This is a genomic window from Roseivirga ehrenbergii, assembly GCF_001593005.1.
Classification (GTDB): domain Bacteria; phylum Bacteroidota; class Bacteroidia; order Cytophagales; family Cyclobacteriaceae; genus Roseivirga; species Roseivirga ehrenbergii.
This window is the reverse complement of the sequence record NZ_LQZQ01000002.1, coordinates 19443-33823: the sequence shown is the minus strand read 5'-3', so window position 1 is coordinate 33823 and position 14381 is coordinate 19443. Positions and strand designations below refer to the sequence as shown.

General features: G+C 39.2%; 9 protein-coding genes. 2 read left to right on the top strand and 7 right to left on the bottom strand.

The genetic code is table 11. The annotated features are described in order from the left end of the window. Window positions 1-73 precede the first annotated feature (73 nt). Complete coding sequence (locus MB14_RS02130; protein WP_132644034.1) at window positions 74-445, bottom strand: hypothetical protein; 372 nt, start codon at window positions 443-445, stop codon at window positions 74-76. A 130-nt stretch (window positions 446-575) separates the two neighbouring features. Between MB14_RS02130 and MB14_RS02125 the strand changes: the two genes are divergently transcribed. Both MB14_RS02125 and MB14_RS02120 read left to right on the top strand, forming a co-directional pair. After that, window positions 576-917 carry a tRNA-binding protein gene (locus MB14_RS02125; protein WP_062588226.1) on the top strand — a complete coding sequence of 114 codons (342 nt, stop codon included), beginning with the start codon at window positions 576-578 and terminating at the stop codon, window positions 915-917. Window positions 918-926: 9 nt separating this feature from the next. Next, a complete protein-coding gene (locus MB14_RS02120; protein WP_062588224.1) occupies window positions 927-3362 on the top strand; it encodes a bifunctional UDP-N-acetylmuramoyl-tripeptide:D-alanyl-D-alanine ligase/alanine racemase in 2436 nt (811 codons plus the stop codon). Window position 3363: 1 nt separating this feature from the next. Here MB14_RS02120 and MB14_RS02115 read toward each other — a convergent pair whose 3' ends face one another. From MB14_RS02115 to MB14_RS02090, 6 genes are all read right to left on the bottom strand, one after another. After that, a complete protein-coding gene (locus tag MB14_RS02115; protein ID WP_062588222.1) occupies window positions 3364-3930 on the bottom strand; it encodes an RNA polymerase sigma factor in 567 nt (188 codons plus the stop codon). Window positions 3931-4042: 112 nt separating this feature from the next. Further along, window positions 4043-4606 carry a hypothetical protein gene (locus tag MB14_RS02110; protein WP_062588220.1) on the bottom strand — a complete coding sequence of 188 codons (564 nt, stop codon included), beginning with the start codon at window positions 4604-4606 and terminating at the stop codon, window positions 4043-4045. A 13-nt stretch (window positions 4607-4619) separates the two neighbouring features. After that, on the bottom strand, window positions 4620-6509 hold the full coding sequence (locus MB14_RS02105) for an ATP-binding protein (RefSeq protein WP_062588218.1): 1890 nt from the start codon (window positions 6507-6509) through the stop codon (window positions 4620-4622). Beyond that, complete coding sequence (locus tag MB14_RS02100) at window positions 6506-9985, bottom strand: Eco57I restriction-modification methylase domain-containing protein (protein WP_062588215.1); 3480 nt, start codon at window positions 9983-9985, stop codon at window positions 6506-6508. The genes MB14_RS02105 and MB14_RS02100 overlap by 4 nt, the downstream gene beginning before the upstream one ends. 3 nt (window positions 9986-9988) lie before the next feature. Then, window positions 9989-11092 (bottom strand): PDDEXK nuclease domain-containing protein, encoded by a 1104-nt coding sequence (locus MB14_RS02095; RefSeq protein ID WP_062588213.1) that lies wholly within the window; start codon window positions 11090-11092, stop codon window positions 9989-9991. Continuing rightward, entirely contained in the window at window positions 11089-14316 is a 3228-nt protein-coding gene (locus MB14_RS02090) for a helicase-related protein (RefSeq protein WP_221405450.1), read from the bottom strand. Before MB14_RS02090 ends, MB14_RS02095 begins: the two co-directional genes overlap by 4 nt. Window positions 14317-14381: the final 65 nt, after the last annotated feature.

Sequence of the window (14381 nt, the reverse complement as noted above, 5' to 3'; positions counted from 1 at the left end):
GCAAAGTATGCGTAAATGCAACGTCATTGCAATAATGAATTTTCAAAAGGTCAAAAGAGGTTAAAGAAGGTATTTATTTCTTCTCAAAAACCTCAGAGGGCTTAAATTTATAGAAGATGTAGTAAAGAAAATTGAACGAAAGCGCAGATTGGCTATCTTCTTTATTCGCAACTTTCGGTTGGTTGTTCTTTTTCTCTGGTGATTTTTCTAGAGAAATAGAATTTAACTCGCTGCCTAAAATGGTAGACTCAGAAGTGCCAAGAGGCATATCGCGTTTGCCTTCAGTAAGAAAATCAACTGGAAGAATACTGTCTTGACTAGCTGTGTTTTCTTGTCTAGGAATAGGTAAGAGCACTTCTTCACCCTCTTGACCCAAGGCACTCATAGAATGCATGGACATCCCTAAAATTCCGAAAGTGAAGATACGAAGTAGTTGTCTATTCATAGTATTTATCTCATGGGGCGATAAAATTAATAAAAAATCGCAATTATCTAAACGGTCAATATTTTATTTTGTTTAGTTTTCTTACCTAACCACTAACTTAGTGTTAAAACTCTGTAAACAATAATCTTATATGAATAATCTTATCAGTTGGTCGGATTTTGAAAAAGTTGACGTTCGGGTCGGGACAATAATACAAGTGGAGGATTTTGAGAAGGCAAGAAAACCAGCTTGGATTCTACATGTAGATCTTGGAACTGATTTGGGAATTAAGAAATCAAGCGCCCAAATTAAGCATCACTATGCTAAATCAGATTTGCTTAACACTCAAGTAATATGTGTAGTGAATTTTCCTCCAAAACAAATAGCTAATATTAAGTCAGAAATTTTAGTGACGGGCTTTCCTGATGAGGACGGAAATATAATATTGGCAAGACCCGACAAGGCCGTGCCGAATGGTGCTAAACTTTTTTAATTTTAAGCCTTGAAACTCTCTCAGATTTTTGAAGCAATTGATGGCGAATATCTATCTAAAGGAATTGATAACGATATCGCACATTTAATGACCGATAGTAGAAAGGCCTTTGATCTAGAGTCTGGGCTTTTCTTTGCTATTGATGGTCTCCATCATGATGGTCATTCTTTTATTCCCGAATTGATTAAAGCGGGGTTTCAAAATTTTGTGGTTGAAAAGGAGATTGGGCCAGTACCTTCTCAAACAAACGTTATTAAAGTGTCTTCCTCAGTTAAGGCGCTGCAGGCAATAGCGGAAGCCAAAAGGGCTTCGTTCAATAAGTCAGTTGTGGCAATTACAGGTAGCAATGGAAAAACCATTATAAAAGAATGGTTGGCTCAAATGCTTTCCGAAAAGTTGAATGTTTGTAAGAGCCCAAAGAGTTTTAATTCGCAAATTGGTGTACCTCTTTCCGTTTGGCCTTTAAGCGCAGCGCATGATTTAGGAATTTTTGAGACAGGAATTTCGGAGCCTGGCGAAATGAGTGCTCTGAAAAAGGTAATTAAGCCTACGCACGGAATCCTTACTAATATTGGTTCGGCACATGAGCAATACTTTAGCTCAATCAGTCAAAAGCTAGATGAAAAGCTCATTCTGTTTGAAGGCATAGATGAGCTCTACTATCGCAATGATAACCCCCTGATTGATGAAGGGCTGAATAGGATGGGAAATTCTCCCAAGCGTAGAATCTCTTGGGGCTTTAATTCCAAAGCCGATCTTCAAGTCGAAAAAAAGGAAGGTTCGTTTTTTATGCTCAAAAGTAAAACCGAGTCCTTCAGCTTAAAAGTACATTCTGTTAATGATACTTATGTAGAAAACATAATGCACTGTATCTGTTTCGCATATTTTAATGGTTGGTCTCCGTCAGAAATTCAAAAAGGGATAGATGCTTTGCGGCCAGTAAAAATGCGTCTGGAATTGAAAAAGGGAATTAACCAAACCTACATTATAGATGATACCTATAATAATGATTTGGCTGGGCTTGAAATTGCGCTCGACTTTTTGTCTCAACAAAAGCATTACCCCAAAAAATCACTGATTCTTTCCGACATTCCACAGTCGGCCCCGAAAGAAACTACATATGCGCGTGTGGCCGAACTGGTACAAGAAAAAGGAATTACACAACTTTATGCTATTGGAAACGAACTTGCCGACTTTAAAAGCTTATTTCCAACTTCAACCAAATTTTACCCTTCAACCGAAGACTTTCTTCAGCATTCGACAGATAGTTTTGAGAAAGAAGTTGTTCTGATTAAAGGCGCCCGAAGTTTTGGCTTTGAACAAATCGCGAAGCAGCTAACAGAGCGTATTCACCGCACGGTACTAGAAATTGATTTAGATGCGGTGACGCACAACCTTAATGTATACCGTCACCTGTTAAAGCCAGAAACCAAACTGTTGATAATGGTGAAGGCATTGGCTTATGGAAGTGGAGGATCTGAAATTGCTCATCTTTTACAGTTTCATAAGGTAGATTATTTGGGCGTGGCTTATGTAGATGAAGCCGTTCAGTTACGAAAAGCAGGAATCAACCTTCCGATTATGGTGATTAACCCTTCGGAGGAAGATTTACCTAATTTGGTGACTTATAATATCGAGCCTGAAATCTACAGTTTCGCGCAACTAAAAGTTTTTTCAGAGTTTTACTCGAAAAGGGGCATTGAGCTGAAAGGCCACTTTACCATCAATACTGGAATGAACCGCTTAGGTTTTGACCCAGAAGATTTGGAAGCTTTAGTCAATGAAATTAAGCATCTGCCCCATGTTAAAGTACTAAGTTTGTACACGCATTTGGCGGCATCAGACGAAGCAGAGCACAATGAATTTTCGCTTCAACAATTACGCACTTTTAAAAACTATGTTGAAAAAGTAGAGCAGCAACTGGGTATAAAAACTATAAAACATGCATTAAACTCAGCCGGAATTGTGGGTTACCCCGAATACCAATTCGATATGGTGCGATTAGGCATTGGGCTTTATGGAATTGAGCCTAGTGGTAATTTACAACATGAGCTGAAGTCGATTAGCACCTTGAAAACGGTGATTTCGCAAATCAGAAATGTGAAGAAGGGGGAAACGATTGGTTACGGAAGAAAAGGAAAAGTGACCAAGAACATGCGCATTGCTACCATTGCGATTGGCTATGCCGATGGCTTCTCAAGAATTTTCAGTAACGGAAATGGCGAAGTAATGCTGAACGGACAAATGGCCAAGGTGATTGGCAATGTGTGCATGGACATGACGATGATAGACATTTCTAATATTGAAGCCGAAGAAGGGGATTCCGTCATCATTTTTGGTGAAAAGCCGACCATTTCCGACTTGGCTAAAAACGCGAAAACAATTCCTTACGAAATATTGACCAATGTAAGCGATCGAGTAAAACGGGTTTACTTTGCCGAATAGATTAATTGTGATTGCTGTATTTAGAATATAGCTTGTTGATTTTTTCTTTGGCTCTGGAAAGACGCATTTTCACGGCACTTTCCGAAATGCCCATGGTTTGCTCAATTTCTTTAATCGAGTGTTTTTCTTTGTATTTGAGTAGTAGAATCAACTTTTCTTCAGGCGTAATTTCTTCCAATAGTTTAAACAAAGCGGTTTCCATGGCGTCTTTGTCCAATACATCCTCATCCACCAAGTCGATCATTTCGTCCATCAACTTTTCAGAAATTACGGTGTGCGTTTTCTTTTTCTCCTTCCGCAAATAATCAATGCAGGTGTGGTGGATAATGGAATAGAGCCAGGTTTTAAATTTTGCATCGCTGCGGAAATTCTTGAGCTGCATAAACACCTTGATCAGAATCTCCTGACAGAGATCTTCTGAAACGTCTTCATTCTTTACGTAGCTACGACACTTCTTAATAATATAAGTTTCATACCTTCTGGTAATGATCTCGAAATAGCGTTCGTGCCCTCCTGCTCTAAAGAATGCAATTACCTCCTCGTCCGATAAGTTGTCGTTTTTTAGCATAAAGCTTTAACCCAATGTTGTTTTCTTAAGCCTTGACTCAAGAAATACAAAGGTAGAAAAATACATGATCGTTTTTTGGAAAGGTTGGTGTGGTTAATTTCCTTTTGCAATGCTATTTCCTAGTCATCAATGTCACGAGCTTTTCACCATTAGGCAATTTGAATTTACTGTTGGCCTGAGAAGTACCTTGACCATATTTTGAGAAATAGTGAACAAATGTTCTGTTATGAGCTTCATTGAGTGAGCCAGCATTAATAGACTCAAAGAAGAGTAAGTTTCCAGCAACAATTCTATTTACAATACAATTGCAAGAAGCAAGACTAACGGAAGTAGTTTTATAGTAGTAGAGGTCTTCCAATAGCTCGGTTTCAAAAGTAACCTTGATCTTTTCTTGGTCATCTGAGGTTAGAATTTGAGAGTTGATGGTAAAGTATAGTTTGTCTCCTTTTGATAAGATTTTCTTATGCCATTGAAAATGATCGAGCCTTTCAATGTCCTGCTCTATTTCTTTGGCAGTTCTCGGTTTGTGTATTTCATTAAGCGGATCATTCTGCAATAAAGCAGCATCAGATCGCACCACTAGCACCAGCTCTTCCCCATCCTTAATCAATACTCGCTGATTAGTCTTTGTGTCGTAAAAGTGACCGTATTTGTAAATGACATTAAGTGGTTTCATAATGTTTGTTTATTTACCAAGCTAGAGAATTCTTGTAATCTTCAATTGTGGTTTGGTTTCCGCCTCTGGGAGTATAGGCTAATTCTGTAAGTGGATTTACTACGGCTATTAAATGCGCAGTTGCAGGTTGTGCTATTAAATAAGCATGTATAGTATTGTAACTACCTAAGAATGAATTGTAGTTGAAGTTAACATCATTGGCAGTATGTGTTCGGACCTGAGTTTTAACCCCATTAATTGTGTCATAACTGACAACACACCGACACTTCCCGGATGATACTTGTATAGCGCCATTCGTATCTTTGTATAAGTAGTGGTTTTCTTCCGCTCTCAATTTAAAATGCCCTGTATGACTAGGGTTGACTTGAAAAGTGAGATCGTATTTTTCATTGACTGAGATGAATAGGCGGTATTGATGACTGAGAGAGATTAGATGACTTTCCAATGAGGGAAGCACTCTTTGGAGGTCTATTAGTTCTGCTTTATAAATAGGCGAGCTCAAATTATTATGAGATAAGGGATGCAGTAAAGAATGTAAATATGGATTAAGACTAGCCAACATGACCAACCCAACTGAGTCATTAATTTTACTGAGAAATTTCTCGGCACTTTTTAATAGATCTTTTAGCCTATAAGCTTCGATCTTAGACTGGTCTTCATTTCTAATTTCATGCTCAGGCAGCTGCTTGGAAAGGATTTCTTCTAAATGCTTCCTAAAGTAATTAGCAGAAGCAGGATAATCAGGGTTCGAGTCGTGATGTAGATATTGAACTGCTTTATCATAGGCACTATCCTTTTCGATAATCAGTGGTCGAGTAAAAGTTACGTTGACTGGCTTTTCCTTTTTGGCATAGAACTCCAAGAACTTCCATGACTGACCAGAATTTTTGAATAGGTTTTTGGCGAGTTCAAACCAATGTCTATCATAGGTAGTAATGAACATCTGGTAATCTGGAAAGGAATGCTGTAATATTTTGGTCACAGGAATGCGGTTACCAGAGTCCAAGCCAATAAAAATATCGTCAAGGAAAAGCACCTTGTATTGAATGTTTTGAGGAATGTTTCGCTGAGCTGCTAGGTATAAGCAAATGGCCAATGCCGACATTCTAGCCTCATTCAAAATGTCAGAATAATTGGTCAAGGCTACTCCATCAAGAGTAATATCAAGCCTCAAATCTTTAATGACATTCCATTGCCATTTGCCTCTGCCATAGTCAAAACGCATTGGGGCTAAGGTATAATTAACTCGCATGTTTTGTTTGAAGAATCGAAGTAGATAAGCATTGACCTGCCGGGAGATTCTATTAAGTGTCAGCCTAAGGTTGGATTCGAATTCTGCCAGATCAGTTATGGCATTTCCATGTATCCGTTCATTCCGGTTATATACGTTGAAAAGGTCGTGATCAATCTGTTTCCATTTCTCTCCAATCCTATATCGAGCTGCGGGAATGGGATATTTGTAAAGCAAGTTTAGGACGATAAATTCAAATAAATTAGGCCTTTCTTCCTTATGTAGGTATACCTCTAAGAGTCTTCGATAATCTAAGAAACCCTTCACCAAATCGGCATTCTGTATAAATGGCTGGTTATTAGTAAACCCCGGATCGTTGAGTGAATGGTTGGTATCTGTACCTAGTATTTTATCCTTTGTTTGATCATCAAAATCAGTGAATGTCACCTGAAGGCTTCCTCGTGTTTGTGGATCATGATGATTCCTAATAAATGAAAATGTTGGATCATTCGAAGCCTCTAAAAAATCTCGCAACCCCTTAAATAACGAAGACTTGCCACTGCCATTTTCCCCATAGATTAGAACGTTTTCTCCATTTTCCAGTAAAACAGGGTCATATTTACCATAAAAGGCACGATAATTTTCTAGCGTTATGGAAGTGATCTTTTTCAAAGGCTCTCTTCTATCAATTTAATCTCGGGAATATTGGTGGCGCTTACAAAGACCGTCATGATGGGGTGACTTGGTTTTGTGAGGTCTTTATGCGTTTTAAAGATCAGCCTGTACTTTTCTTTATCTTCAGGGACATCTGAAATATTAGGTAGCTCGGTGAGGTGCTTGGCCACTTCGCAGCCATGGGTTTTCATCGAAGCCTCAAAGTAGAGTTCATAAACTAGCAGTTCCAGTAGGTTTTGGAAAAAATCAACGATGGAAAGTGCTTCATTGAAATCTGCTTCGTGCTTTTTGATGTAAATGATGTAATCTACTAGCTTATCAAAAACCGAAGTATCTTCAATTCGCTTGATTGGAATCTTTTCAAAATAGGTTTTGCTCAACTCATAGGTATCTCCAAGCAACTCAGGAAAGCGTTTTCTAAAAGCAAATTTCCATAGCCTGGAATTAAACACTGCGGTGAGATATTTCAGTTTTTCACCCGTCATGATAAAACACTTCTGATTGGTATAGTAACCATCTTCATCATAAGTGAAAGGCATATACTTGGTCATGTTCGGAAATATGATCTTAGACTTCTCAAATTCCCTATGATAAGAAATACTATCCTGTGTCTCAAACCACTTGTAGGAGCCTGCCTTCCTGCCCTTCCAGGCACCTTTGTGTCCTTTTGGCTTTGGCTCCAGCCTTTCCTTTCTTGTCTCAAGAAAATCTCTAATGGCAGGATAACTATCTATCTCTATGTTCAGACTAGGAAATGTAGCTATCAAATATAAATCCGAAAAATCAGGACAGTAGGCCTTAACATCCTCACCTCGTAAAACTGGTTTTATTAACTCCTCATTCTTCGAATCCAAGTTGAAAAGGGTTTCAAGCTCCTTTGCCTTTATAATAAAGGCATCATTGTAACCTGTGACAACACCTCGAAACATTATATTCTTCCAGCTTGTCAATGGCTTCCCTTTGAGTTCAATTTGCTTAACAAGTTTGTATTCTTCTGGTAAATAGGCAATCCAAGATTCTTTGTTTGGATGATCTACAAAGGCTAGATTATGGAGTACGAATTGATAGAGATTAGAGGTGTTTTTAAAGGAGTTAGGAATGCGGCAAATAGGCAGAATATCCTGCTCAGTCTTCTCAGATTTGAAAATTAGAATATTGGTATAGGTAGTAGCACTGGTAAACATCTGGGCCATACCAAAATCTACCAGTGCCAAAATTTTGGTGTTTTTAGTAAAAAACTCACGGGTCTTTATCCCATAGTCTGTTTTCATCCATTTATTGGAAGTAATATAGGCCAGTATGCCTTTTTTGCGCAGCAACTGTTGTCCACGCTCATAAAAGAGGCTGTATACATCACCTGATCGGGCAAAAGTAACAAAACCTTCATTTTGGTATTTTTTACCAAGTGCCCCGCCATCTTTCTGCAATTGCACATAAGGCGGGTTGCCAATTACAATATCAAAGGCTTTTACCCCATACATCCATTCAGGGTCAAACCAATTGGCCTTTTCATGGCTAAAGGGCTTCCAGGTGCTGATTTTAAAAGCACGGCTATTGGTATCTACATTTTTACCCAGCTTTAGCTGCTCTTTTTCTATGCGTTTTCTTATCTCTTCAAAACGCTGCTTAATTTGTTCCTTTTCAATGCCATAGCTTTGCAAATAGTCTATGCGCAATCGCTTCAGGTTGTCTAGATCGTCATTGACATTAAAGAGGCCACCAAAGTCAGTTTCTTTGGGCAGTTTAATTAAAGTATCCGCTGTTACAAACTTAAACTCCAAGTTCGGCAGTGGTTCTATGCCCCGGTTGGGTTTTTGATCATCGATATTTTCATCTACAATCAGGGTAAGGAAGCAACGCAGTTTGGAGATTTCAGCAGCAATCGGCTGAATATCTACCCCATAGAGTGAGTTTTGGATAATGCCAATTTTGCGAGAGTATTCTGGGTTACCTTTCAGCTTCTCTTTTACGGCCTTGCGGGCTGTAGCATCATTATTTTCATTGATCCGCTGCTGGGTCCACCAAGTTGCTTCAGTATCTAGCTTTTGCAAGCCCGTTACTATTTTCTGTAATACCCCCATGGGGAAGGCTCCCGAACCACAAGCAGGGTCTAATATTTTTACTTTATCCAAGGCTTTAAGTACTTCGCTACGATCGGTCTCGCTCAACCCTTTTTGCTCTCCTTCTGCCATATTAAAAATAGGGCGGAGTAGGTCGGGTTCTAGTGAGGTTTTGGTATGCAGGTATTGCACCAGGCTTTCGGTGGCCATATAGTCCACAATTTCACGGGGAGTATAAAAGCTACCCGTGGCTTTTCGGGCGGTCTCACCGCTGTCGGGGTCTATTTCAGCTAGCAAGTTCTCGAAGATACGGCCTAGCATTTCGGGGTCAACGCTTACTTCCACATCGGCCACCGAGTTTTCATCAATGGTAAAGTTGTATTTCTCCAGCTCTTCAAAGAAAGCCAGAAACCACTCATCGGGAATGATGAGGGTATTAATATTGGTGGAAAGGCCTGTTCCAGCATCTACTTTATAAAAGTCATCTTTATCAGGTTCAAACAGCCCACCGTTGAGAAAAGGAACTTGCGCTGTGCCCTCGGGCAATCCTTCAATGCGCTCTTCCATTTTGGTATTGAGAGTTTGGAAGAAAAGGGGTTCTAGAATGCCATGATAGTAACCAGGGTTTTGCTTTACCGCTTGTGAGGAAAGTAAATTTTCTGGCAAAAGCGCTTGCTGGGTATCTGATTTCTTCTCTTTTAAAAACCAACAAAAAACTGCTCTACCAATTAGCCTCACTCCAAACTCCTGAAAGGTTCTTCGGCTGTCTTTACCAACTCCTGGTATTTTGAGTAAAGCTTGGTAATCATGCGCATTTCTACCTTTGCCATAGCTACCACCAATGAGTTGATAGAATTTGTCGGCAACGATGTGGTAAAACTCCTGATTGAGAGCTTCTACGCTGAATGCATCTAGTAGGTCTTTTAAAGCCAAGGCTTTCCCCGCCAACTTACTTAGGCGCATCGAAGGTGTGAGCGTTTTTTCTCCTTCACCTAACAGGTAGGTGTAGCGCTTGGGTTCAGTGGCTTGTTTTACCACCTCTCCTTCATCGTTGAGCACCTTAATTTCTGATACAAAAGAGAGTCGCCAATTTATGCCTTGTTCAAAAACAATTAAGGCTGCGTCTACATCGTATTGGTAAACCTTGCGGAGCAGTTCGCGCAAGCCTACTTTATTTCTTTCCAACCAAACTGTGGGTTTGATTATTACTTTGTAGATACCTACTATTCTGCCTTCGGCTGTAGTAAAACTCCCCAGTTCATAGGCTGCTTCGGCCCTGTCGTTGCTGGGCAATGAAATGGGTCGGGGACTATTGAACAATCGGTTGGCTCCAAATACTTCTCGGAGTACGCGCAGCCACTGACTTTCGTCATAGGCACTGGAGAAGATTAGTTGTAGTTCATTTTTGTCCATTTATTAAATGTTCTTTAATTCTTGTCGTACAAAGTCTTCCAGTTTCTTGGTAGTGGGCAGTTGCAGCATATACTTGCGTACAAATAGCTGATCGTCCATACCCGCTGTGGCATACTCTACGAGGGCCTCATTTTTGTCCGTAACCAACAATATACCTACCGGAGGGTTGTCAGTTGCTTCTTGTACCTCCTTTTTATAATAATTGAGGTAGGTATTCAATTGGCCAGCATTGGCATGGCTAAATTCTTCCACCTTTAATTCGATTAAGATATGGCATTTTAAAATCCGATGATAGAATACCAAGTCAATAAAAAAGTATTCATCTCCAATAAGGATTCTTTTTTGCCTTGCTTCAAAGCAAAAACCATGGCCTAGTTCGCGAATAAATTCTTGTAAGTGGTCAATAAGCGCGGTTTCCAAATCACTTTCTTCGACTGCCGCTTGCTGAGGAAGGCCAAGAAACTCAAGGGCATATAAATCTTTGATTACGGGTCTGTCATCTACCGAAGGCAATGTGTTTCGGTGAACGGTTTCAAGCAGTTTTTCAGGTGACTGAGACATGCCACTACGCTCGTATAGCAATGCTGCTATTTGTCTTTTCAGTTCATGGGTAGACCAAATGCCCCTGATGGCTTCTACAGCGTAAAAAGCGCGCTTGATAGGGTCATTGATTCTGAGCAATAGCGTTATGTGAGAAAAGGAAAGCTGATTGACGGTTTTTTCTTCTACTTCTGCATAAATGGGGGCTTTCGATTGCTCCGAAAGGAGCTTATCAAATTGGGCAGGCACCACCTGCCCAATTGAGAATTCGGTTTGCTGCAATTGGGCAGACACCGACTGCCCAATTGAAGGATAGCTTTCATAGAACTGCCGGAACAACTTTAAGTTTCTTACAGAGAAACCCGGCTTGTCAATTTTTTTGGAGATATTTTCTAATACCTTTTTACCATAGGCCGCTCTATCTTCCCCCTTTTGCTCATACTCAACAATATAAAAGCCGATTAACCAATTGCGTAAAGTCAACAGTCGGTTTACTGCCTTATTGGCTTCATTCTTTAGACCTGAGTCCAAAAGTTCTATATGACCTATGACTTCCTCGAACTTCATGAAACAAAGGTTTCAGTGATTACAATTTCGGGGGAAACATTCAGATCGATTTCATCTAATAAATCGTCATCTCCTTCCACAAAGGCATCATATTTTTTAGCAAGTCCAATTACTAAATTGTCTGCTTGAGCATAGGTAATTGCCTTTTTCTGAAGCTGATTTTTTAACTTTCGTAGCTCATTCGGTAAAGGCGTATAAGTACCTTCATCTACTAATAATATTAAGGCATCGGCAGCTTTTTTCACCTCCTTGCGTTGACTAATTCCTTTAATATCATCTCTGAGAAACTTCTTGGCCTGAGCTGAAATGGCATCAGCCTTGTCCTGAGTGGTTACGATTTCAGTGGTACCTCCTAAAAAATCTTTATCGAATTCATTAAGTGCCGCTTGCACATGTGTATAGTGGTGTTTGGGAATCTCTCTTATTCCCTGTTCATTCAATTTCGCTTCAAAAGCTTCGGCTACTTCTAGAAAAGTCAAAGGCTTCACTTTTTTATCATGACTTACATGGTAAAACTCTGTTCTATAAGCGGACTTCAAAAAGATGTAGGTGGCGTCTAAAGAAGTATCTGTATTGGCATTTTTATTATTTCTAATCGTTCGGGCTTTGAGCGGGAAGTTTTTAATGCGTTTAAATTCGGTTGGGTAATCGTCTTTGAATTGGCGAATAAACTGCAAATAGAGTAATCGCTTATCTTCTTGATCGACCATACCTTCTTTGAAAAGCTCAAACTGCTCTACCATCTCTTCATGGGTAAAGATTTGGGCATCTTCACCAAAGGCCGTATGGAAACCTTGTAACTTTGTTAATGCCTTTTTATAAAGTTTAATTTCTTCATCGCCTTGCTGTGACGGGTAAAAGTTATAATTATAAATGACCCCAGCCACACTACCAATTCTATTGACACGTCCCAATCTTTGCATTAAGCGAGTTGCATTCCATGGCGTGTCATAATTGACTAAAACATTGGCGCGGTGCAAGTTTACTCCTTCGGCCAATACGTCCGTTGTGATTAAGATATCATAGTCACTTTTCTGCTCGCCAACATAGTTCGCGTCAAAGTTCTGTAAAATGGTTTCAAATATTTTCTTTCGATTGGCCGAAGAAATCTTCAATACTGTTTTACCAAGTCTTTCGAGTATGTTCTCGGCCAAATATTCAGCGGTATCATTACTTTCAGTAAAAATGATCAATTGCCCCGTTGGATTAATTGCCTTGTCTAAAAGCTGATCTTCTAACTTAAAAAAGAACTCATCAAGTTTAGGGTCTTCTTTTACTCCTTCCCAGGTTTTAACAAGTTGCTTCAATAAGCCGCGATCTTTTTCCAACCCTGTCAAGAACTCCTCTTGAAAATCTTCTTTATAAAACCTGCGATTCTTCGGCTTTTCAATCCCTAACTCATCAATCAGACCTTCAATTTCCTCCATGGTATGACCTTTCTCGATAAGCGCGTTAATGTTAAGGTCAGGAGCGATAAGTACCCTGTCATTATTGAACATTTCGATCATACGCTCTGTAGACACCAGCAAATTGTTCAATGTAATTTTAAAAGCATGAAAACTACTCTCAAGCCTTTTTATCATCAAGGTTTTCATAATACTGGCTAATGATTTAGAAACCAATTCTGCCTGATCATAGAATTCTTCCTGAATTTCTGGTTTTAAATAACGGATAGCCTGATATCGGTTATAGTTAATTTTATCCTCATCGGTCAGGTAAAAAATAGTTTTATAAAAAAGCTTACTAAGCCTCGGATTTAGATCATATACAATTGCTCGGGGTAAGGAAAGTTCAGGAAAACGAATTCCTTGATCGGATAGGTCATTTTCATACTTTGGATAGTTTTTAAGGTCTTTTCGAGTTCTCCTTACTGTAACTTGTTCAATAATCTTTTCCCGAATATTGGCATATAGCGCTCTAATCTTATCAAGATTCGGTTTCTTGGATGCGATTAGCTCTCGGTATTCTCTAGTAATTGGGCCAAAGAATGCCTGTAAGTTAGTTACATGAAGAGTGCTTTTCCGTGCATTTTGAAATAGTAGTAGTTGATGATAAAGGTCTTGCGGTCGGTTATTTAGTGGGGTAGCAGAAATTAAAATTACTTTCTTATTCTTACCCTCAATAAGCCCTTCTCCATTTCTAGGGGCTTTACAAATTCTTTGTAATTGCCCAAACATTTGAGAGGTATGGTTTCTATATCGATGCGCTTCATCTACTAAAACCAAGTCATAATCCTCTTTAGCCCAATAGTTCAGGTCACTTCCCTCTACAAGCTTTTCTAACCTTCCATTAGTGACAAATTTAGCGTGTCTATCAATGCCGAATAGACGGAAAGTATTCTTCCAGTTTTTCTCTAATGCAGGAGGATAAACAACTAGAATTTTTGTGTTCAGAGAACCATTTGCAATAAGAAACCTCTTAGCAATCATAGCTGCAACAACTGTTTTTCCTAAGCCCACAACATCGGCCAAAAAAAAGCCATTATGTTCCATAAGCATTTGAAAACCTTGATTTACTGCATCAACCTGATAGCTTAACTTTTTGTAGCTTTTAGGTAAGTCCCCAACTGTATCTGGATCGTAATCAATATTATTTCCAAAATATTCGATCAAGAGCTTAATGTATAATTCAAACGGGGTGAACTCTTGACCTATGTGAGTTTTCTTTTTGAAACTCTGAATATCGGCTGGAAGAATTGATGTAGACTCTTCCCAAAGCCTTCGAAACTCCTCTTTTGTGTAGCTGACATCATCATAATCTTTCAGAGCAATATTTAGCTCATAATTTGGTGATTGCTTTATACCCAAACCTGCCATGGTCAGGTTAGAAGACCCCATAACAACCCAACCATCAGAGTGTTCATTGTGAAGCTCTGGGAGAAACAGATAGAATTTAGCATGAATTGCTTTTGACGTGTGTGCTCTTACCTCTATTCTCCCTTCAATCAAATCATTAACAAAATCCAAAATACCATTTTCAACCTCTTGAGAATATTTCGCTTCTTTTAAGTCTTGAATAAACCATTTCAGAAATTCTGACTTGGCCTTTTCTTCACTGCCAAAATAAAGCAATCCCTTTCTCTGCGAATCCGCAAACATTTGATCGACATTAATACCAACAAGTATTTTGATTTCCTTTATATTCTTGAGGTAAGGTTGCAGCGCGAAGTAACCAGATGATCTAAAATAACCCACGACAGCATGAAATGCATATACGCTTTTCATGTGTTCCAGAATGCCGGAGAACTTTTGAAAAAGGGTATTAGATTGTGTGTTGTTAAAAAACTTGG